The sequence below is a fragment of the Acidovorax sp. NCPPB 3576 genome (genome assembly GCF_028473605.1).
GTDB lineage: Bacteria > Pseudomonadota > Gammaproteobacteria > Burkholderiales > Burkholderiaceae_C > Paracidovorax.
In genome coordinates this window covers 2,572,457-2,592,604 of sequence record NZ_CP097267.1, presented here as the reverse complement: position 1 = coordinate 2,592,604, position 20,148 = coordinate 2,572,457, and the positions used below count along the sequence as shown (strand labels likewise).

At 56.6% G+C, this 20,148-nt stretch carries 19 protein-coding genes; 5 read left to right on the top strand and 14 right to left on the bottom strand.

The features are described from left to right. The first annotated feature begins 38 nt into the window (after positions 1-38). Positions 39-776, top strand: coding sequence for a diguanylate cyclase domain-containing protein (locus M5C98_RS11915; protein ID WP_272552992.1), 738 nt, complete (start codon positions 39-41; stop codon positions 774-776). A gap of 112 nt (positions 777-888) precedes the next feature. On the opposite strand, the gene M5C98_RS11910 is transcribed toward M5C98_RS11915, so the two are convergent. Further along, a complete protein-coding gene (locus M5C98_RS11910; RefSeq protein WP_272552990.1) occupies positions 889-2,538 on the bottom strand; it encodes a methyl-accepting chemotaxis protein in 1,650 nt (549 codons plus the stop codon). Between the two features lie 427 nt (positions 2,539-2,965). Here M5C98_RS11910 and M5C98_RS11905 point away from each other — a divergent pair, with 427 nt between their 5' ends. From M5C98_RS11905 to xopAU, 3 genes are all read left to right on the top strand, one after another. Further along, positions 2,966-5,659 (top strand): bifunctional acetate--CoA ligase family protein/GNAT family N-acetyltransferase, encoded by a 2,694-nt coding sequence (locus M5C98_RS11905; protein ID WP_272552988.1) that lies wholly within the window; start codon positions 2,966-2,968, stop codon positions 5,657-5,659. A gap of 88 nt (positions 5,660-5,747) precedes the next feature. Next, the gene (locus tag M5C98_RS11900) at positions 5,748-6,248 is read left to right on the top strand and encodes a nuclear transport factor 2 family protein (RefSeq protein WP_272552987.1); all 501 of its coding nucleotides are present in this window, start codon (positions 5,748-5,750) and stop codon (positions 6,246-6,248) included. Between the two features lie 164 nt (positions 6,249-6,412). Then, positions 6,413-7,957 (top strand): XopAU family type III secretion system effector serine/threonine kinase, encoded by a 1,545-nt coding sequence (gene xopAU / locus M5C98_RS11895; RefSeq protein ID WP_272552986.1) that lies wholly within the window; start codon positions 6,413-6,415, stop codon positions 7,955-7,957. Between the two features lie 76 nt (positions 7,958-8,033). Here xopAU and M5C98_RS11890 read toward each other — a convergent pair whose 3' ends face one another. The 10 genes from M5C98_RS11890 to M5C98_RS11845 all read right to left on the bottom strand — a co-directional run bounded on the left by M5C98_RS11890 (position 8,034) and on the right by M5C98_RS11845 (position 15,998). After that, complete coding sequence (locus tag M5C98_RS11890) at positions 8,034-9,629, bottom strand: hypothetical protein (protein WP_272552985.1); 1,596 nt, start codon at positions 9,627-9,629, stop codon at positions 8,034-8,036. 272 nt (positions 9,630-9,901) lie between these two features. After that, on the bottom strand, positions 9,902-11,233 hold the full coding sequence (locus M5C98_RS11885) for a TolC family outer membrane protein (protein WP_272552983.1): 1,332 nt from the start codon (positions 11,231-11,233) through the stop codon (positions 9,902-9,904). 73 nt (positions 11,234-11,306) lie between these two features. Next, positions 11,307-11,651, bottom strand: a complete 345-nt coding sequence (locus M5C98_RS11880) for a rhodanese-like domain-containing protein (RefSeq protein WP_272552981.1) — start codon at positions 11,649-11,651, stop codon at positions 11,307-11,309. Positions 11,652-11,679: 28 nt separating this feature from the next. Further along, on the bottom strand, positions 11,680-12,390 hold the full coding sequence (locus M5C98_RS11875) for a protein-L-isoaspartate O-methyltransferase family protein (protein WP_272552980.1): 711 nt from the start codon (positions 12,388-12,390) through the stop codon (positions 11,680-11,682). Between the two features lie 31 nt (positions 12,391-12,421). Beyond that, positions 12,422-13,141 carry a TetR/AcrR family transcriptional regulator gene (locus M5C98_RS11870; protein ID WP_272552978.1) on the bottom strand — a complete coding sequence of 240 codons (720 nt, stop codon included), beginning with the start codon at positions 13,139-13,141 and terminating at the stop codon, positions 12,422-12,424. Between the two features lie 217 nt (positions 13,142-13,358). Next, entirely contained in the window at positions 13,359-13,904 is a 546-nt protein-coding gene (locus tag M5C98_RS11865; RefSeq protein ID WP_272552976.1) for a hypothetical protein, read from the bottom strand. Continuing rightward, positions 13,858-14,955 carry a relaxase/mobilization nuclease domain-containing protein gene (locus tag M5C98_RS11860; RefSeq protein ID WP_272552975.1) on the bottom strand — a complete coding sequence of 366 codons (1,098 nt, stop codon included), beginning with the start codon at positions 14,953-14,955 and terminating at the stop codon, positions 13,858-13,860. The genes M5C98_RS11865 and M5C98_RS11860 overlap by 47 nt, the downstream gene beginning before the upstream one ends. Next, positions 14,952-15,293, bottom strand: coding sequence for a plasmid mobilization protein (locus M5C98_RS11855; protein ID WP_272552974.1), 342 nt, complete (start codon positions 15,291-15,293; stop codon positions 14,952-14,954). Before M5C98_RS11855 ends, M5C98_RS11860 begins: the two co-directional genes overlap by 4 nt. Next, positions 15,268-15,474 carry a hypothetical protein gene (locus M5C98_RS11850; protein ID WP_272552973.1) on the bottom strand — a complete coding sequence of 69 codons (207 nt, stop codon included), beginning with the start codon at positions 15,472-15,474 and terminating at the stop codon, positions 15,268-15,270. The genes M5C98_RS11855 and M5C98_RS11850 overlap by 26 nt, the downstream gene beginning before the upstream one ends. Beyond that, positions 15,471-15,998, bottom strand: coding sequence for a hypothetical protein (locus tag M5C98_RS11845; protein WP_272552972.1), 528 nt, complete (start codon positions 15,996-15,998; stop codon positions 15,471-15,473). Before M5C98_RS11845 ends, M5C98_RS11850 begins: the two co-directional genes overlap by 4 nt. 175 nt (positions 15,999-16,173) lie before the next feature. Here M5C98_RS11845 and M5C98_RS11840 point away from each other — a divergent pair, with 175 nt between their 5' ends. Continuing rightward, positions 16,174-16,503, top strand: a complete 330-nt coding sequence (locus M5C98_RS11840; protein ID WP_272552971.1) for a hypothetical protein — start codon at positions 16,174-16,176, stop codon at positions 16,501-16,503. Between the two features lie 304 nt (positions 16,504-16,807). On the opposite strand, the gene M5C98_RS11835 is transcribed toward M5C98_RS11840, so the two are convergent. The 3 genes from M5C98_RS11835 to M5C98_RS11825 all read right to left on the bottom strand — a co-directional run bounded on the left by M5C98_RS11835 (position 16,808) and on the right by M5C98_RS11825 (position 20,101). Further along, positions 16,808-17,362 carry a hypothetical protein gene (locus M5C98_RS11835; RefSeq protein ID WP_272552970.1) on the bottom strand — a complete coding sequence of 185 codons (555 nt, stop codon included), beginning with the start codon at positions 17,360-17,362 and terminating at the stop codon, positions 16,808-16,810. A 1,007-nt stretch (positions 17,363-18,369) separates the two neighbouring features. Further along, complete coding sequence (locus M5C98_RS11830) at positions 18,370-18,783, bottom strand: hypothetical protein (protein ID WP_272552968.1); 414 nt, start codon at positions 18,781-18,783, stop codon at positions 18,370-18,372. A gap of 52 nt (positions 18,784-18,835) precedes the next feature. Further along, positions 18,836-20,101 carry a site-specific integrase gene (locus tag M5C98_RS11825; RefSeq protein ID WP_272552967.1) on the bottom strand — a complete coding sequence of 422 codons (1,266 nt, stop codon included), beginning with the start codon at positions 20,099-20,101 and terminating at the stop codon, positions 18,836-18,838. Positions 20,102-20,148 lie beyond the last annotated feature (47 nt).

Sequence of the window (20,148 nt, the reverse complement as noted above, 5' to 3'; positions counted from 1 at the left end):
CGGATCGCGAGGCACACGCGGAGCCGGTGGCTTGTGCCATGGCGCAGGTCGCCACAGTCCTGCGTACGACGTCGCAGGAGATGAACGAGCTGGCGCTGCAAATCGACAACGCGCGCGGCCTGCTGGCTGAACTGCGCACCGAGTTGCAGGATGCCAGAGCGCAAATCGAACCCGGCATCAGCCAGCAGTTGGTGGAGGCCAACGCGCATTTGGTTGTCACCGCCTTGCAAAGCCAGGCCGATGCCGAGCAGGTCGCGCAGGAGTTGACCGCGCTATCGCGCGCGGCAGAGCTCGACGCGCTCACACAGCTGCCCAACCGGGCGCTGCTGAATGACCGCTTCGTGAGGGCCATTGCGCACGCCAAGCGGCACCAAAACCGACTGGGCCTGCTGTTTATAGACCTGGACAAGTTCAAGGCAATTAACGACACCCTCGGCCATGCGGTGGGGGACACCGTTCTCAAGCAGACCGCCCGATCGATGGAGGCCTCGATCCGGGATGTGGACACGGTGAGCCGCTACGGCGGGGACGAGTTCGTCATCTTATTGACCGACATCGCTGATGTTTCGGCGGCTCACCTCGTATCGGAAAAGGTAGCCGCGGCCATTGCCACGCCGATGCAGTTGAGCACTGGGCAACTGGTGGTTTCCGCCAGCATCGGGGTGTGCGTTTATCCGGACGATGGACTCGAGTTGGAGGATCTGATGATCCATGCAGATGCCGCGATGTACATGGCGAAGAAAACAAAGGAAGCGCAAGTGCCGCCGTCAACCTGATGGGGCCCCTTTAGAGGACCAGCCAATGGACGCCGCAGCAAGTGCCCATGGCCAAGCGCTCACTCGCCCAGACGTGCGAGAAAGAGAAAGAGCCTGACGATATCGAAATGCGTCAGTGCTTCCCAGCAAGGTATCCGACCTGGACGAGCAAGGCTGGCTTTCTATGCAAACTTGATTTCGCCCTGGAATAGGCGCCTTGCGGCTCCATCCCTGGCAACCGAAACACCGCCACCGCCTGCACCAAATGATCGGCCTGGGATTGCAGGCTGCCCGCGGCCGCGGCCATTTCCTCGACCAAGGCCGCATTTTGCTGCGTCACCTGGTCCATCTGGGTTACGGCTTCGGTGATTTCCTGAACGCCCTGGCTCTGCTCGTTGCTGGCCACCGTGATGTCACCCATCAACTCGGTGACGCGCCGGATGGAGTCGACCAGTTCCGACATCGTCTGGCCTGCCTCGTTAACCAGCTGCGCGCCTTGTTCGACCTGCTGTACGCTCGCGCCGATCAACGTCTTGATTTCCTTCGCGGCCGACGCGGAGCGGCCGGCGAGGGTGCGCACTTCGGTCGCCACGACGGCGAAGCCGCGACCGTGCTCGCCCGCGCGCGCCGCTTCGACAGCGGCGTTCAGCGCCAGGATGTTGGTCTGAAAGGCGATCCCGTCGATCACGCTGATGATGTCGCTGATCTTGCGCGAACTCTCGCTGATGCCGCGCATCGTTGCCACGACGCGCCCGACCACCTGGCCGCCCTTCTGGGCGACCTGACTGGAGCGCAGCGCCAGTTCGTTGGCCTCGCGCGCATGGCTCGCGTTCTGCTTGACCGTCGCACTGAACTGCTCCATCGAAGCGGCCGTCTGCTGCAAGGCGCTGGCCTGCTCTTCGGTGCGCTGGCTCAGGTCGTGATTGCCCTGTGCGATCTGCGAGGAGGCTGTAGCCACGCCGTCCGAACCTTGTCGGACGGTTGTCACGACATCGGCAAGACTGCGCTGCATGGTGCGAAGTTGGGCCATCATGCTGATGCTGTCATTGGGTCGCAGAGTGATAGCCGTGGTGAGGTCTCCGCTGGCGACGTCATGCGCCAATCCGGCGGCATCGCCGGGTTCAGCGCCCAGTGCCCGGGTCAGACCGCGGGTGATGAGCGTGGCAAGAATCACGGCTATGCCAACAATGACGAGATTGACCATGAGCATGGTCGTCTTGGCCGCCGCATAGTCCGACTGCGCATCGACAAATTGCTGTTGATTGTTTTTCTCCTGCGCATCAATGCTGGCGTCGATGGCAGATTGCCAGCGCTCTGTCGCCGGACCGGCTTCGCGCAAAAGCAAGGCCGTGGCCTCGCCTTTCTTGCTGGCCTGGATCAACTCGATGACGCGGCTGTTCAAGGCCCGCGCTACCTGCGCGGTTTGCTCGGTCGTGGCTCGACGGGCTTTGCCCGCACCTTCGGCTGGTGTTGCTTGTATAGAGGCCCAGCTCTTGTCATAAGCATCGCGCGCCTGCGTCACCTTTTTCAGCTCCTGGGTGACGTCTTCCTTGCTTTCAAGCAGTGCTGCCGTGCGAATCACCCGTGCAACGATGTGCACGGATTCCGACATGCTGTTGTTCAACTGGAGCCTGACATTGTTGTCCTGCACGATGTCTTCGAGGTTGTCCTGAATGGAGGCCAGGCTACGTAAGGACAACGCGGCGGACGCGGCCGCAAGAACTACAAGCGTGCCAAATGCCAGCGCTAGCCAAGAGCGGACTTTCCAGTCAGTGAATTTCATGAAGTTTCCCTTTTATCCGGACAACCGGGAGTCATCCCTGCCGACTGCTGGTATGGATCATTGTCGGAGCGACTCTGAACCTTGTATGTGCTGTGGCGCACATGGCAGCCATCGGCTGAGAATTGATTCCGTCTCTCCGAACAGGCTGCTGAAAAACCCTCTACGGCGTAGAACGGCTAAAAGCGATTTTTTCAAGTGGGGCCTGGGGGACGTGTTTGCCTGCTTTCTGGCCTGCGTTGCCATCGCCGCGTCCGCGGGGGCGATGCGGTTGAGCGCGCTGGCAGCGCACGTCGCCCGGCGTCGGCGCCCCACCGTGGCCGCGATGCCGCAAAATGCCAGCCACTGGCGCCCATTCGTCCGTCCTCGCCGACCGATGCGAGGGACTGCCTGCCTGCCTGCCTGTCTGCTTGCCCGCTGCCTGCCTGCCATGATCGAAAAACACTACCTCACCCCGCTCTTCGCCCCCAGTTCCATCGTGGTGCTGGCCGGCCGGGCCGATGCGCCCGAGTCGCTAACGCCGTGCGCCCGCGCTCTGCACACCGCGTTGCGGGCGCAGCGCTTCACCGGCACGCTGCAGTTCCTGGACATCCACACCAGCGGCACGCTGGCCGACCTGGCGCAGACGCGCGCGGACCTGGCCCTGATCGCGCTGCCGCCCGAGGATGTGGTGGCGGCGCTGGAGGTGGCGGGGCGCATCGGCTGCCGCGCGGCGCTGGTGATGTCGCACGGCATGGACGCCGACCAGGCGGCGCGGCTCAAGCACATCGCCCGGCGCGAGGGCATGCACCTGCTGGGCCCCAACTCGCTGGGCCTGCAGCGCCCGCACCTGCAGCTCAACGCCAGCGCGGCCGGGCCGCTGGCGCGGGAGGGGTCGCTGGCGCTGGTGTGCCAGTCGGGGGCGCTCACCGCATCCATCCTCGACTGGGGCACCAAGAACGCGGTGGGCTTTTCCACGGTGGTGTCGCTGGGGCCGAACACCGACGTGGACATCGCCCAGGTGCTGGACTTCCTGGCCAACGACGCACGCACGCAGAGCATCGTGGTGTACATGGAGGGCATCTCCAGCGCGCGCCGCTTCATGAGCGCGCTGCGCTCGGCGGCCAACGCCAAGCCGGTGGTGGTGCTCAAGGCCGGGCGCAAGCCCGCGGGCAACGAGGCGGCGCACACGCACAGCGGCGCCATCGTGGGCAGCGATGACGTGTTCGATGCGGCGCTGCGCCGCGCGGGCGCGGTGCGGGTGCGCTCGTTCGTGGAGCTGTTCTCGGCGGCCAAGTGCCTGGCCTCGCGCTACCGGCCGGTGGGCCGGCGGCTGGCGATCGTCACCAACGGCGGCGGGCCGGGCGTGCTGGCGGCCGATTGGGTGAACGAGATCCTGCTGGAGCTGGGCCGCCTGTCGCCGGCCTCGGCCGAGGCGCTGGCCCCGCAGTTGCCGCCGCTGGCGTCCCTGGCCGATCTGATCGATGTGTCGGAAGAGGCGGGGCCGGAGCACTTTCGGCGCGCGGTGGAGGCGGCCGAGAAGGACCGGCAGATCGACGGCGTGCTCGCCATCTACTCACCCAAGCCCGGCACGGATGCCGCGGCGGTCGCCACCGCGCTGGCCGAAACCAAGCGCCTGATGGGCAAGCCGCTGCTGGCTTGCTGGATGGGCGATGCCTCGGTGGGCCCGGCGCGCGAGGTGCTGCGCGCGGCCGCCATTCCCAGCTTCCGCACGCCCGAGGCGGCGGTGGGCGCCTTCGGCAACATCGCGTCGTTCTACCAGAACCAGCAGTTGCTGCAGCAGACGCCGCCGCCGCTCACCTCGCTGGCCAAGCCCGACATCGAGGGCGCGCGGCTGATGATCGAAAGCGTGCTGGCCGAGCGCCGGCATGTGCTGACCGAGATGGAGTCCAAGACGCTGCTGGCCGCGTTCAACGTGCCGGTCACCAAGACACTGCTGGCGCGCAGCGCGCACGAGGCGATGATGATCGCAACGCAGCTCGGTTTTCCGGTGGCGCTCAAGATCGATTCGCCCGACGTGAGCCACAAGTCCGACGTGGGCGGCGTGGCGCTCGACATCCACACCGGCGCGGCGGCGCGCGATGCCTATACCGACATGGTGCAGCGCGTAGCCCGCCTGCAGCCGGGCGCGCGCATCCAGGGCGTGACGGTGCAGAAGATGGCGCGCGCCCGGCGCGGGCGCGAGATCTGCATCGGCCTGGTGACGGACGACCCTTTCGGCCCGGTGATCACCTTCGGCGCGGGCGGCACGATGATCGAGCTGATCGACGACCGCGCCATGGAGCTGCCGCCGCTCAACCAGTTCCTGGCGCGCCGGCTCATCGAGCGCTCGCGCGTGGCCGAAACGCTGGGCGAGTGGCGCGGCGCCAGCGCGGCCAACCGCGAAGCGCTGGAGCAGGTGCTGCTGCGCGTGTCAGAAATGGTGTGCGCGCTGCCGCAACTGCGCGAGATGGACATCAACCCGCTGATCGTGGACGAGCAGGGCGCCGTCGCGGTGGATGCCCGCATCGTGGTCGGCCACGCCGCGCAGTCCATGGGCGGGCGCAGCGACCATTACAGCCACCTGTCCATCCTGCCGTACCCGGCGCGCTACGAGCAGGTGTGGCCCCTGCGCGGCGGCGGCGAATACCTGGTGCGCCCGGTGCGCCCCGACGACGCGCAGATGCTGCAAAAGCTGGTCAAGGAGCTGTCGCCCGAGAGCCGGTACTTTCGCTTCATCTCGCAGATCGCCGAGCTGCCGGCCTCGATGCTGGCGCGCTTCACGCTCATCGACTACGACCGCGAGATGGCGCTGGTGGCGGTGTACCGCGAGCGCAGCGCGGGCGAGGACGGCGAGATCATCGGCACCGAGCGCATCGTGGGCGTGTCGCGCTACGTGACCAACCCCGACCAGTCCAGCTGCGAATTCGCGCTGGTGGTGGCCGACGACTTCAACGGCCGCGGCCTGGGCTCGCGCCTGATGCTCAGCATCATGGACGTGGCCCGCGACCGTGGCCTGTCCGAGATTGACGGGCTGGTGCTGGCCAACAACCCCAGCATGCTCAAGCTGATGCGGCGCCTGGGGTTCGAGGTGAAGGCGTACCCGGACGATCCGGATTTCAAGCTGGTGACGCACCAGCTTTGAGCCTGGCCTCGAGCGGGTCTTCTTTCGCCATCCCGCCATGGCTCGGCAAACCTTTGATCTTCAACCGCACTGCACCGCACGGCCCTTCATGAAAAAACACCTCGCCCATTGGATCTTCGCCCTCGGCGTCGCGCTGCCCCTGGCCGGATTCGCACAGGTTCCCGTTCAGCCGGCCGCCGATCAGCAGGCGCTGCTGGCCAGCGCGGACCCGGTGCTGCGCGCGAACAAACGGCTGGTCTACGACTTCTGGCGCGAGGTGTTCGAGGCCGGGCAGGTGGCGCAGGCCGAAAAATACGTGGCCGAGTCCTATGTGCAGCACAACCCGAACGTGCCGACTGGCCGCGCCGCCATGGTCGGTTTCGTGCAGCGCAGGAATCCCTCGCCCCAGCCGGTGGAAGAACGCATCAAGGCGCCGCTGGTTTCGATCGTCGCCGAGCGCGACATGGTGATCCTGAGCTTCGTTCGCGAATACCCCGAGCCCAAGGACCCTGACCGCAAATACACGACCACCTGGTTCGACATGTTCCGCATCGAGAACGGCAAGATCGCCGAGCACTGGGACGGCGCGGTGAAACCGGTCAATCCCTGAACGCTTGCGCTGGCGGCGGCGGGTCATCCTTTGCTGGTACCTGCCGGTTGCTGCCGGGTTCGGAAGATCGCTCGGCGCTTCGGGTCTGCGCGTACGAAATGGTCCCAATTGGGGTCTAGTGGGCGTCCTCCTGTCGTACGGCCCTTGGAGCCCGCCCAGCCACCATGATTTCTCACCCGCTTTCGGCCAGTCCCCGACCGGGCGCGCAAGAGAGTCGAACGCCTGCCAGCCCGGAACCTGGTCCCGCGGCGAATCCCCGCCCGCCTGAAGCGGAAGCGGACGACCCGCCTGCGCCCCTGCTGAAGCGGCGGCGCCTCCGACTGGGCGAGCAGGCGGGCGAGGGCCTGCGGTTCAATGCGCAGCTTCCATCGCTGGCCGATCGCATGGCGGGGGCATTCAGTCCACGCTCCTTGCCGGGTGGGGCAAGTCCGTTGTCGACGCCGCGCTTCAGCCCGGGCGCGAAAGCGTTTCCCAGTCCGCCTTCGATGCTCGCTGCGCTTTTGGACCCGCCCACGCCGGTGTCCCGGCACAAGCCGTCGGATTCGTGGAATGCGCCCATGGCACTGGGGAACGAGCGGCGGCTGCACAGCATCATGCGTTCGACCAGCCCGGGCGTGGTGATCAGCCCGCGCCTGGTGCGAAGGCTCAGCCTGCAATCGAACATTCCGGACCTGGCGGAAAGACTGGCCGCGTTAAAACCGGGCGCAGCGGAAATCAGCAATGGATTCACTGCGGTTGCACTGGACCGTTCGTGGGAAGGCTCTTCCGACTCCGCCCAGGGCATGCGCCGACTCGGCTCGGGTGCCTTCGCATCGGCGTACGCGGTGAGTCTGGCCGAGAACTTCTGGCGCGATGGCAAGGATTGCGGGAGAGACTTCGTCTTCAAGGCGATGCTGTGCACCGACCCTGAAAACCCGGTGTTCAAGAAGTTTTTCCACACGCTGCCCGCAGGCGAGAACAGCCTGTCCGATGCGATCGAACAGGAGAAAGCCAAGATCTGCAAGGAATACCAGGTAGCGGCTTCGCTCGGAGACACCGCCCAGATCATGCGCGTGTATGGGTTGGTGCAGATCGATGCCCTGTTCGGAATCCTCCTGGAGAAAATCGAGGGGCCCACGGTCCTCCAGGTGATCGGACAGTCCCGCCACGCGCTGGACCAAGGCACCATCCAACCGCTGGACTACCTGGCCCTCGGGCGGCAGATGGTGGCGGACGTCCTGATCGGCGCTTCCCGGTTTGCCGACGAAGGCCTGGTGCACCAGGACATCTCGCACAACAACGTTATCTACGACGAACACCAGAAGATGTTCCGGCTGATCGACATGGGTCTGGGCTGCGAGGAGGGCGAACCCAGCCAATTTGGCACGGCGGGCTACTTTGAAATGCGGCCATCGGCCAGCCACCACAAGCGCGATGTCTACAGCGTGGCCCAGTTGCTCGTGCACTTCCTGAAAACGCCCGCCCGCGCAATGGGCCTGGTCGGCCTCAGCAGCGCCTCGTCGGCTGAGACCTTTCCGTTCATGGAAGCGTTGCAGGCGCTGCCGGCAGGCCACAAAGCCGACATTGTCCAGCTCATCAACCGAATGATTGCCCGAGATCCTGAAGAGCGCGCTAGCGCCGAAGCATTGCTGCAAGACCCATTTTTCGGCGAGCTGCCGCCCCGCGATGACGTCCATGCGATCTATAAACGGTTGAGCAGCCCGGCTTGAAAGCGCACTGCCGAGCGCATTTCGGCAGATTCACTGCGCCAACGTGGGCCCCGATACGGGATGGCAACGCCTGCGGTCATGGCACGGCGGTACACCGGCGGCGGCTGGCCAGTTGGTTGCCGGCCCGCCATGTCTGCAATTGCTCCGGCACGCCATGCAGACGCTGGCTGCAGTACACGTCCAGCCATCGCAGATGCGACTCGAAGGCAAAGATGGCCACTCCTTCCTTGCGCTGCAGCAGGCTGACGAAACCGCGTCCAGCCTGGTCCTCCTGCCGCGCGACGGTACCGGGAACCAAGGTGAAAGCACCCAGCGAATACAACCGGTATCGCTCGCGCACGGCGGCATTGCTGAACGGCGGGTAGACCGCCTCGAACGGGAAGGCGGCGCCCCAGACCACAATCGATCCCGACGGCATCGAATCCAGTTCTCTGCGCGCCTGTTCGTCCTTGTGCTGCAAGGCTTGCCACAAGCCGACGGCCATCCAGGCGCCCACCACGGCAGCCAGCACCACCGTGGCGAAGACGACGGGGCGCCGCCGATGGCGCTCAGCATCGTTGAAGAGCAACGGCGCGACGGCCAGCAGTGCCATCAGCGGCACATACACGCGCAGGACGCCAGGCCGGCCGAGCAGCCCCATCATGAACACGGCCGCGATGCACAGCAACCAGGTGGCGGCCACCTTGCGATTGGGCAGCAGCAGGCCCAGCGATAACGCTGCGGCCAGCGAGACCCGAAGATCCGGCTGCCACAGCGCGCGGACGCCTTCCCAGCCCGAGGCCAGCGCATTGGTGCGCAGCGCCAAAAAGCCGACATCGGCCAGCATCGCTTTCAAGCTCATGGGATCGGCCAGGCGCGGGTCTGAGAAGAACCAGTTGCCCAACAAGGCCAGGTCGTTGGCGGTGTAGCCGTACCGGTCCAGGATCTCGGGACGGGCGATGAGATGTTGTCCGGCGCCGAAATCGGTGAATGCGGCCCGCACCAGGTTCAGGTCGTTGAAATCCTTCCACTCCGGCGCCCTGTAGGCCTGCCAGTCCAGCCATGCAGCAGCCAGCAGGGCCAGGGCGAGCACGGCGAAAGCCCAGCGTGGCGCGTGCCCTCGTGCGAGGGCACGCCAGGGCAGCAGGGGCAGGGCGACCAGCATGACCAGCATGCATTCATGGCTGCGCACCATCGCGCTGAGAAACAGCAGCCCGACGCCCAGCCACAGCCACTGCATCTGCCTAGCCTGAGCGTACACGTTCAAGCAGATGACGGCGGCGACCGCCATCAAGCCCGCGTTGACCGTGAACTGGGGAAGCAGCACCGGCCGGACCAGCAGGAAAGCGACCACGCATCCCCCCAGCCACCAGCCGTGTCCGAGGCGCCGCAGGCCGTACAGCAGGGCCGTGCCGACCGCCACGAGCACCGCGAACGTCGCCACCGCATAGCCGCTGATGCCGCCCAGCGAAGGAACGAGGCGCACGATGTGGCCCCAGACCACATTGGAAAAAATCAGGTTCGGCGAGCCGCTGGCGGCCATGCCGTAGCCGTGCGCCACCATCGCCATGCCGACGTCGTCATTGGTCTCCCAGCGCGGCGGATGGGTGGCGCACAGCGCCAGCACCGCCAGTGAGACGGCCAGCAACGCGCCCAGCCACCAGCGGTGTGTGGCGGCGAACGGCTCAGCCACGGTCTGCATTCGTCACGCACCCACACGTCAGTGGTGGGCAGGACCGCCGACCGCCCGGTGAACGGACATGCAGACCTTTCAAACGCCGGGGATGCACCCATGGTGCGTTCCGACAGGCACATTGCCGATGCGCAGCGCGGTCGATGCCGCAGCACGCGGCGTTGCATGGGAGCAGAAAAGTCATATTTCTTTCAATGGCGGGGCGGCACCGCCAATGCCTTCGAACGCAAGGGTCCCAGGCTCGGCAGCTGCCTTTTAAAACAGTCGCACTCTCAGCGCACCATCAGCGCATCAATCGCCAGCAGATCATCCTGCGACAGCGTACCCGCCGCCTGGCGCAGCTTGAGCGCGCCCAGCAGCACGTTGTAGCGGGCCTGCGCGAGGTCGCGCTTGGTCTGATAGAGCTGGCTCTGGGAGTTGAGCACGTCGATGTTGATGCGCACGCCCACCTGGTAGCCCAACTGGTTGGCCTCCAGCGCGCTCTGGCTGGACGCTTCGGCGGCCTCCAGGGCGCGCACCTGGCCCTGGCCGGACTGCACGCCGTAGAACGCAGCGCGCGTGGCCTGTGCCACGGTGCGGCGGGCGTTGTCCAGGTCGGCCAGCGCCTTGTCTTCGAGCGACAGGGTTTCCTTCACGCGGTTTTGCACCGAGAAACCGGCGAACAGCGGCAGCGTGAGTTGCACGCCCACGGTCGCGTTGTTGGTGCGTGAGTTCACGTTGGGAATGGTCGGCGTGCCCTTGGGGTTGCGCGACACGCTGTAGCCGGCTTGCAGGTCCACCGTGGGCAGGTGGCCGGTTTCGGCCTTTTTGGTTTCCAGGCGCGCCACGTCGAGCGCGATGGCGGCTTGCCGCACCTGCGGCTGCAGTTCTTCGGCGGAGCGCACCCAGGTGCCGACATCGGCTGGAATCACCTCGGGCAATTGCACCGGCTGGGCCAGCGGCTGCGGCGCCACGCCCGTGCGGCCCACGACCTGGTCGAGCGCCAGTTGCTTCACGCGCAGGTCGTTGTCGGCCGCGATCTCCTGGGCGACGACCAGGTCGAAACGCGCCTGCGCCTCGCGCGAATCGGTCACCGTGGAGGTGCCCACCTCGAAATTGCGCTTGGCCGAGGCCAGCTGCTCGGCCACGGCGGCTTTCTGCGCCTGCACGAAGGTGAGGGTGTCGCGCGCGGCCAGCACATCGAAATACGCCTGGCTGACCCGCACGATCAAGTCCTGCGCCACGCCTTCCAATTGCGCCCGTGCGATATCGATGCCGCGCTGGCCCTGCTCGAAGGTGATGCGGTTGGCTGGCCGGTACAGCGGCTGCGAGGCGGTGAGGCCCACGCTCTGGCTCGGCGCACTCAGGTCCACGGGCGGGCGGTTGACCTCGGTGTTGGCGTAGTTGGCCCCGGCGGAGAGGCCGGCACTCGGCAGGAGGCCGGCCCGCGCCTGCTCGGCACGGCTGCCGGCGGCGTCGTACTGCGCCTTGGCGGCCTGGAAGGGCGCGTCATAGCTGCGCGCCATCTCCACCAGTTGGGACAGGCTCTGGGCCTGCGCGCCGAAGCTGGCCAGCGCAGCGGCCACGGCCAGGGACAAGGGAATGCACCGAAGCAAGGTCGTCATGAACGTCTTTCAGGAAAAAGGAGGCGTGGCGCCACGCGTTGCCGGGCCACCAGGCCACGGCCGGGTGAATCGATCAGTACCGGGGGACCGCCGCGTCGCGCTCGTGCGACCACGCATCGATGCCGCCGCTGATGTTGGCCACGCGGTCGAAGCCCTGCTGGTCGAGGAAGTTCGCCACGCGCAGGCTGCGCACGCCGTGATGGCACAGGCAGGCGGTGGGGCGGTCGCGGTCCAGTTCGGCCAGGCGCGAGGGCAGCTCGCCCATCGGGATGGCGGCCACATCGAACCCGTCCTCGGCGGTGACGCTCGCGGTCTGAAGCTCCCACGGCTCGCGCACGTCCAGCACCAGCGGTCGGGCACCGACGGGGGTGGCGGCAAGCCACTCGGTGAGCTGTGCGGGGCGGACGTGGTCGATCATGCGGATTCCTGAGAAAGACGGAAAGGGATCAGAAGGTGAAGCGCGAAGGCTCGGGGAAGTGCAGCAGGCGCGGCGCGATGGTGTCCCACGGCTGCGTGGTCTCGAAACGATCGCCGGTGCGGCGGATGAATGTGGCGCGCATCATGGGCTCCTGGCCGGCGATGGCGGCGATCCGGCCACCTTCGCGCAGCTGGGACAGCAAGGCCTGCGGCACTTCATTGACCGAGCCGCTGAGCAGGATCACATCGAAGGGGCCGTCCGCCGCCGCGCCCTGGGCGCCGTCGGCCTGGCGCACTTCGGCGTTCAGCACGCCAGCGCTGCGCAGGTTCTCGCGGGCGAATTCGACCAGATCGGGTTCGATTTCAAGCGACAGAACGTGTTCGGCACGGTGGGCCAGCAAGGCCGCCATGTAGCCCGAGCCGGCGCCGATCTCCAGCACCCGGTCGGTCGGCTTGACCTGCAGGTCCTGCAGCAGGCGGGCCTCCACACGGGGCGCCAGCATGCACTGGCCCAGGCGCTGTGCCTGCTCGTTGGAGGCATTGAGCGGGATCTCCATGTCCATGAACGCCATGCTGCGGTAGGCGGGCGGCACGAATTCTTCGCGGCGCACCACGGACAGCAGGCCCAGCACGTCGATGTCCAGCACGTTCCATGGGCGGATCTGCTGCTCGATCATGTTGTAGCGGGCCTGCAGGATGGGATCGCTGATGTTGGCGGACGTGTTCAGGGGCATGTTCATGGGGTTACTCCGGGCGGGATCGTGGATCGGGTCAACCCTCGATTTTAGGGGCCGCGGACGGCGAGGGCGGCGCGCAGACAGGGGCGGCAGCGCCCGGCACGGAGAGCCCGCACAGCAGGTTGTCCACCTGCGCGGCGATAAAGCGCTCGGGCGTGAGGCGTTCCAGATCAGGCATGCAGGCCGTGGAGTGCTTCCACATCGTCATGAAGATGAGCGGCGCCAGCACGACGTGGATGCCGCAATCCATGTCGGGCACGCGGAACTCGCCCCGGTCCACGCCGCGCTGCAGGATGCGGCCGATGAGCCGCTGGCCGGGCTCGACCACTTCATTGCGGTAGAACGCCACGATGTCGGGAAAGTTGTTGGATTCGCCGAGCATCAGCTTGGTGATGCCGGAGGCGGACGTGGCACCGATGCGTTCCCACCACAGCTGGTAGGCATAGCGCAGCAGCTCGGCGGTGCTGTGGGGGTACTGGTCGATCTCCAGGTCCCATTCGGGGAAATGGCGGCCGATGTTCTGGCGCACCACCTCTTTGAAAAGGTCTTCCTTGCTCGGGAAGTACAGGAACAGCGTGCCTTTGGACACTCCGGCGCGGGCGGCCACCTCGTCCACCTTGGTGGCGGCGTAGCCCTTCTCGACGAAGAGTTCCAGCGCCGCATCCAGCAGCTCGCCCGGCCGCGCCTCCTTGCGGCGCTCGCGCTTGGAGGCCTCGGTGGACAGTGTGGGGGCGGGGGAGGAGGACGACTTCATAATTAATGACTGACTGGTTAGTAATGTAGCAATCCCGCAAGGGAGCGTCAACGCGGCGGGACTTCCATAATGGCCCGATCGCCACTTCTTTCTCTGTAAGACCACCCCATGACCCTGCAAACCATCACCTTGGGCGGAGGCTGCTTCTGGTGCACAAAAACACGTTAGCTATAAGAGAGAGTGCAAATTGCACTCTTTGGCAAATTTTTGGCAAATCTTAATAGCCCAGCACCTGGGCCAGCTCCTGAGCGCTCACAGGCTCAGGCGTGGGGGTGTCGAAGTCGTTGGGTATCCACATGCCACCACATAGCCAGATCGCCCAGCGCTGGGCGTCCTGGCAGGCTTGCGCAATGGGCAAGCTGCTTAGATGACAAACTATCTTTTCAAAGTCTGCGAACTTATACAAAGCATTCTTTGCAATTTTGTCTTCGTGTATGTCATAGCTACTAATAAAGACGTATTTCAATTCTTTATAGCCCAACGCATTAAATATTAAAGAAAAAGTCAAATCGTGTTTTGAATAATTCAAGTATTTGTATTGCAATAAATGCGCGAATTCGTGCAAGCAAATTTGATTTAAATCTCTAACGCTATCTATGCGATACGTAATCAAATTTTCTTTGCACGTTGCTTGACCCCAAAATTTGAAGTCTTCAAATTTATCACGAACAAATTTAATCTTTGCTTCATCGTTGAAGTAAAGTTTATTTATTTTGTTATGGAAATTTAAAAGCTCTTCTTCTGTTTTGTGCTTGAGTTTCATCATTTTTATTGTTATCTTTCATTTTAATATTGTTATTGCTAAAACTGTCAAAAGAGCTAGATTTGTGACTACTGCTGTGATTGTCAATACAAACACTTGTTGTCTTAGTTTTAACAAGCTCTCTTTCATCTCTTGTCTTGTCTTTCTCACTTCTGCTTTTGTATCTACTCGCAAAGTAAGCAAGCTTTCTGTAAAGAGCTTCGTTGTATCGCTCTTTAATTCTATTAATCCAAGCTTCGTAATCAGAGCGATCTCGTCTCTGAGGTATTGCTGATTGTCTTGCATTCTCTGTGTAAGTGTTTTCGTTGTCATTTGTTCTTCTTTCATATATACCTTTCTCTAGTCTTATATTTCTACTCTCAGTTTTTATACTGATTGAACTGTCTGTCACTCGTGCAATTTCAAAACCGTTGAATTTTAAAAAGTCAATAACTTCTTGACGGTTTTGCAGTAAGTCGTTAGCAATGTTTTCTCTTATCACTTCGTCAATTTGTAGTTTTAGCTGTGTGTGAGACATTTTTCTTAAAAGACCCTGATCTATCATTCTTTTTTCTTTTCTAGAAATTGGCAGATTGTCAATATTGTTTTCTTCTATGTGTTCAAGATTGAACTTGTCGCGTGTGACTATTCCCCATAAGTTCCAGATGTTTTTTTGACTGCCGGGGGGCGCAATGTTTAAATCAGTTCCCGTTTCTAAATTGACACGCGGGACTACGATATGAATATGCGGGTTTTCGGTGTCTAAGTGAAGATAAGCGAGATAGTCATAGCTTGAACTCTCTAAATTTCCAAAAGCTGATTTTAAAAAATCAGCTAAAACTTTTTGAGCGAGTTCTTTTGAGTATTCTTCTTTCGTAAAAGAAATTACACAAGAAGTGTATTTATGCTTACGACTGATAGAGTCGATAAGTCTTTCCGTTCTTCTGCTGTTGCCGTGCAAGAGCACGGGAGCTATTGAGCGGCGTTCGCCATTCCACTTCGTGCCTGAGCTAATGTAGTAAGTTGGGCCTTTTCCCGGGCCTGTGCCGTGGCTGGAGAAACCTAAAATCACTTGTCCACCTCTTCGCTGAGGTGTTTGACTTCTTGCGCACATTCTTCTAATCGTTTTTCGATTAAAGAGAAGTTATAAAAGCTTTTGTCAGCACTGCTTTTTATAATATTGAGTGCTTGCGCAACTTGATTGAAGTTTGCGTTAAAGCGTTTGAATTGACTGATTAAAGCAATGTAGCTTTTGTCTTTAATCTCTATGTCAAGAGCTTTGCTTCGTATGTATCTACTGCGATTTGTCGATTGACGTAAATCGTCTATGCGTTCAATTTCCTCTTTTGACAAACGCAAATTTAGTATTTGACTTCTTCTTAAATCACTCTCTTTTTTCTTTTCTTGCATTGTTGTCTTCTTTCTTTTTGTTATTAATAAACTCTCTTAACACTTCGATTCTCAGCATATGTTCGTTGTAAAGTTCAAGTGTCATTAGTTCTTTGTTCAGTCTGTCACCTAATAGAAACTCGCACTCTGTCGCGAGCTTCTCGAATTCGACTGACAAAAATTTGTAGTCGTTTTCTGTCATAGCTTGAACTTTTTCTTTGGCTTTTCTAAAAGCATTTTTTCTAAGTCACGCTTTTCGATTGCTTCTCTCGTTGTAAGCAGAGAAAAAATTTCTGGTTGTGCGTCATATGTTTTTATATCTATCAAGTGACGTTTGTCTAAATCGAAGTAGTCAAGTTGATAGTCTTGCAAATATTCTTTGCTGATTGTTTTTGCTGCAAATATAAAATCATTCAATAGCCCTTCGAACTCTTCGTCTTCAAATTCAAAGAATTTTCTTTTTGCTGCATCTATTTTTTCTTTGTTAAATTGATTTTCTTCAACATATTTAACAAACTCTTTTAAATCGTTAGCTTCATCGTCTTCAATTAATTTGTATAGAATATCAACTTCTATTTCTCGTTTAAATGATTTATTAAAAATAAACAAGTATTTTAAAGCCCCGCATATTTCTAATTTATCACTATGATCTTCATCTGTGTAAAAAATAGAATTATTTGCCAAATCGTTTGCATAATTTATGCAACTTTTTATATACGCTTTCACTATAATCCTCATAATAAATACCTTTCTTTATGTTGTGAATTTTTGAAGTTCGAGGGGTAAAGGGGTCACCCCTTTCAAGCCACAAATTAACTACTTTGTAGTTCATTTGTGTATGCTTGCTTTTTCTTAAACTTCATATATACTATTAATAGCAGAATGAATATTAAAAGTCAATATGAACTACAAAAATAAATACAAATATAGAGATTTTAGGAAAATCAAAGCTTCACGCACTGCTTTTGTTGCTTATCTAGAAGCAACAAAAAGAAGAAGAAAAGCTATTGAAGTTGAAAATCTCGCGTCTTGCGAGATTGAAACGAGAGAGCTTGAACGCTGCGAACGTGAACTTTTAGCGTGTCAAAACAAAGTTTTAGACGAAAAAAAAGAGCCTACCGGCTCCCTCTTTCTGGAAGTTTTCATTGACTTACTAATGCAGATGGCTCTTAGCTATCAAAATAATGAAAACTATACTTATAAGACACATCGTAAACATAAATATTGCTAGTATGTGATACATATCTCCAGTGTGTTTTAAGTATGCGATAACTTCTTCTTTATCTCTTTTCCTTCGTGCGCGTTCGCGCTCGATTAGCTCTTCGTAGTTCATTTGTGTTTGATCCCCGTTGTTGTATTTTTTGGTGGCGGCTTGTGGCCTCCACCTGAGCCCTGGCCCTGGGTGCCGGAACTGCCGGAGCTATTGGAGCCCTGGCCCTGCGTGCCCGTGCTAGTGCCCCATGGGGGCAAACCTGCGCCCTCGCGCACCTTGTTGACATTGTCAACGTCTATGCTTTCTATTGTTTTCTTAGTCATCATCTATCTCCTTTAAAAAATTCTTTTGCTGCTTCTTCGAAAAAGTCTTCTTCTTCTTGCTTTTCTTTATAAAATATTTCTGCGATTTCTTTTGAGTCTTCTTTTTCTTGCTCTATCGTTTTTACATATATCTTTAAATTAAAAGCTTTTTCTAATTCTGCAATACGCTTTGCATATATGTTGAAGTCGTTTACGTTTAATGCGATAGCTCTAAAAACTTGCTCAATAGTTTGTTTTGTATCGAGTGAAATAATCAAGTTTTTATTTGACAAAACTTTAATTAAATTGTTTTTTTCTAGTTTTGCAAGCGAGCGCTTTAAAGCTGTAATGTCTTTATAAAAATCGTCATTACTATTTGATTGTGCAAAAACTGAGTTTTTGAGAGTTGTAAAAGTCTCTTCTTTGTAAATGCCGAAAATTTGATATTTAAACGTAGCTCTTGCGCATATTGTGAAATAAACTAATCTATCGTAGCAGTTGAGATTTTTTGAAAACAAAACATAGAAATGTTTTTTATCTACGTTTAAAAATTGCTCTTTATTTGAAGTTGTCATAATTATTCTTTCTTTGTAGTTGTATATACAAAGTAGCAGAAGAATTATTTAAAGTCAAATATATTTTGCGTTTTTCGTGTTGCGCCTTTTTTATTTCTTTGTTTTATATTGAATAGTATTTATTAATATCAATAGAATACTATTGATTTTTCTCTAAAGAGGGTTGTAATCAATGATCTTGTCATTAATACAAAAAAAAGGTGTCAGCACTCCCCGCTAAGCCAAGCTGGGCTTAGGTTTCGGTGGTGTCAAAGTCAAAAACCCAGTTGTCACGCTCTAGTGTCAGCACTCCCCGCTAAGCCAATACTGGCGCGGGTTTCGGTGGTGTCACAAGGTGGTGTCAGGGTTAAAAGGAAAAGTGCGAAGTGTCAAGAGCACTTCTAGGAGCCGTTTTTAGCCCCTCCAAGGGGCTAGGGCTCAAAGGTGAGGGCTACCCCTCAACAGCGTAGAGAACGGGCCTTGCGGCTCGTTCTGGTGGCTTGGTTTTCTCTGTCTTGAAGAGAAATTAAAAAGAATGGGAACGGCAAGCGGTTGTGTGTATGTGTGCAAGTCGTAGACTTGTGCACATATGCACAATGAGCGCGTCAGGGCTGTTGTCTGTTGAGAACTAAAGTAAGCGTAAGCTTTTATCAATAGCTTTAAGCTGTTGATAATTTAGTTATCAATAGACTTGACTTTTAAATAAAAATCGTTAATATAAGAACAAGTCAAGCTGCATCTTTCTTTGTAGTTACTGAAAGTTTGTAATTCGCTTGATTATTTGTGTAGAGAAAATTGTTTGAGAAAAAGAAAAAGGCCCAGGGAGAGGGTCTTTTTTCTATCTGCTAAGTTCATAATGAACGTGTCTTTTAACTTTGTTATCTACGCAGTTATTGCACAGATGCAGTTTATATATCTTAAATATTGCTGATTCGTTTAAGATGAAAATGAAGAATATCGGTTATCACGTTTTGCAGATATAAAAAGAAAAAGGCCCCAAAGGGCCTTTTTTCTTTGGTAGCTGTGGGTTAGCTACCGCGAGTTTTGCGAGCTTTAAAGATTGACTCAATAACCTTTGCGCCTTCTGTGTCAAATCCTTTTTGCTTGCCCAGCGCCAGGGCAGGGCGACCCAGTGCTTGAAGCTTAGCTTTCATCACGTTAGACATTTGACCAATTTGACCTTGGCGACGAATGAATTCGGTGCCGTCTTCAAAATTAATATGAAAAATGACAGGTGCCAAATTTTCTGAATAGTATTTTTCGAGGTCTGAAAAGCTGATTTTGTTACTTTCAAGATACTTAAAAGCTTCAATGAAGTTCTTGTTGTCAAGCTCGTAAAGCTGCTTATCAAGTTCACGTTGAGCTTGCAAGAGCGCCTCGCGCTTTTGCTCGATCTCTTCGCGTGTCAGTTCTTTCTTTTCATCAGTCTTCGCAGTTGCCATTTTTCCCACTCCTGAGCCCCTCGGGGCTTTGTTAAATTAGTGTCATCATCTATCACACTTTTTCTTTAGTCAAGAGTTTTTGTTCTTCTTTTTTCAATGTCAAATAATGATCTTTGGTTGTCTGTGCATTCATATGCCCGCCGCTTTGCAAGATGTTTTTTTCGCTTGCAAGGTCTTTAACGACTTTCGGGGCGTGTAGTTCTTTGAACTTTCGCACGCTACTAACTCCCAAAAATTCACTCAACAACGTTGCATTGTCAGCCCCTAGGCGCTCAAAGAAGATTGAAAAAGCCTCTTTTCTAAAAATGTGGAAAGTAATGTGTTCTAAGCTGTGCGTGTGCATTAGCTTAGTGAAGGAGCCCTCGAATCCTGCAACTGTTGAGTAGCTGCCGAACACCTTCGAGGTATCGGCACTTCGGGGCAGGGCGCTTAGAAGCTCCTGAGCTTCTTGCGTTAGATATACGTCCCTCGGGCGGTTGCTTTTCGTCGTTGGTAAATGGATGTGCCCCTGGCCTACTTGCCACCACTTCAAATTAACGATCTCACTGCGGCGCATTGCCGTAGCTAAGCTGAGTAAGCAAATCGTTTTTAACTCAGGATTGCTATAACTATCAAGAGCTAAGAACAAGCGTTCTTTGTCTTGGTCAGTCAAGCGGCGTTTTGGCTTCTGATCACGCTTACCACTTAGTAACTTTTTATTTCGTAGCTGAACGGGGTTCATCAAACCTTTGAGCGCAGGTGTTGAGTGTCTGCAATGCTCAAAAATTTGAGAAATGATTGATAGCTCTCTATTGATCGTTGAGCTTTTCTTTTTCTCTTTCAGTCTTGCAACTATATAAGCATTAACGTCATACTCGCTGAAATCTTCAATTTCAATACTTCCGAAGTCTTTCAGCTCCTTTTTGTCTCCAGTCATGTTTTGCATCATGCTCGGGACTTTTGCGTTGATAACTCTCTCAATTTTTGTTGTTCTAATTGTCTTCAAGAATGATAAAAGATTAGACTTTTTTCTCTTTTGAGACTCTGTTGATGTGTCGATTGTTTCAACAACATCTCTTTGATAGCGATAGACAAAAGTGCGAATGAACGACTTTAAAAGTTGCGTTTCCATCCATTTTTCAAGCAATTCTTTTTCGTGCGCTTGCATCACTTCATGCTTGCTTTGAAGCATTGCACGACCTGATTTCGTTTTGGAGTTCAACAAGAATTGTTGAGCCTCTGTAATGTCTTTAAACAGCTCGTCAGACTTGAAATCCTTGCGCTGTATCCTGACTCTATAACGTAGAGACTTGGTGCCGTCCTGGTTCTTCCAAGCCACGGCCTGAATGCCTCGGGGTAGGGTAGTAGTCATTTGGTGATTTTTTG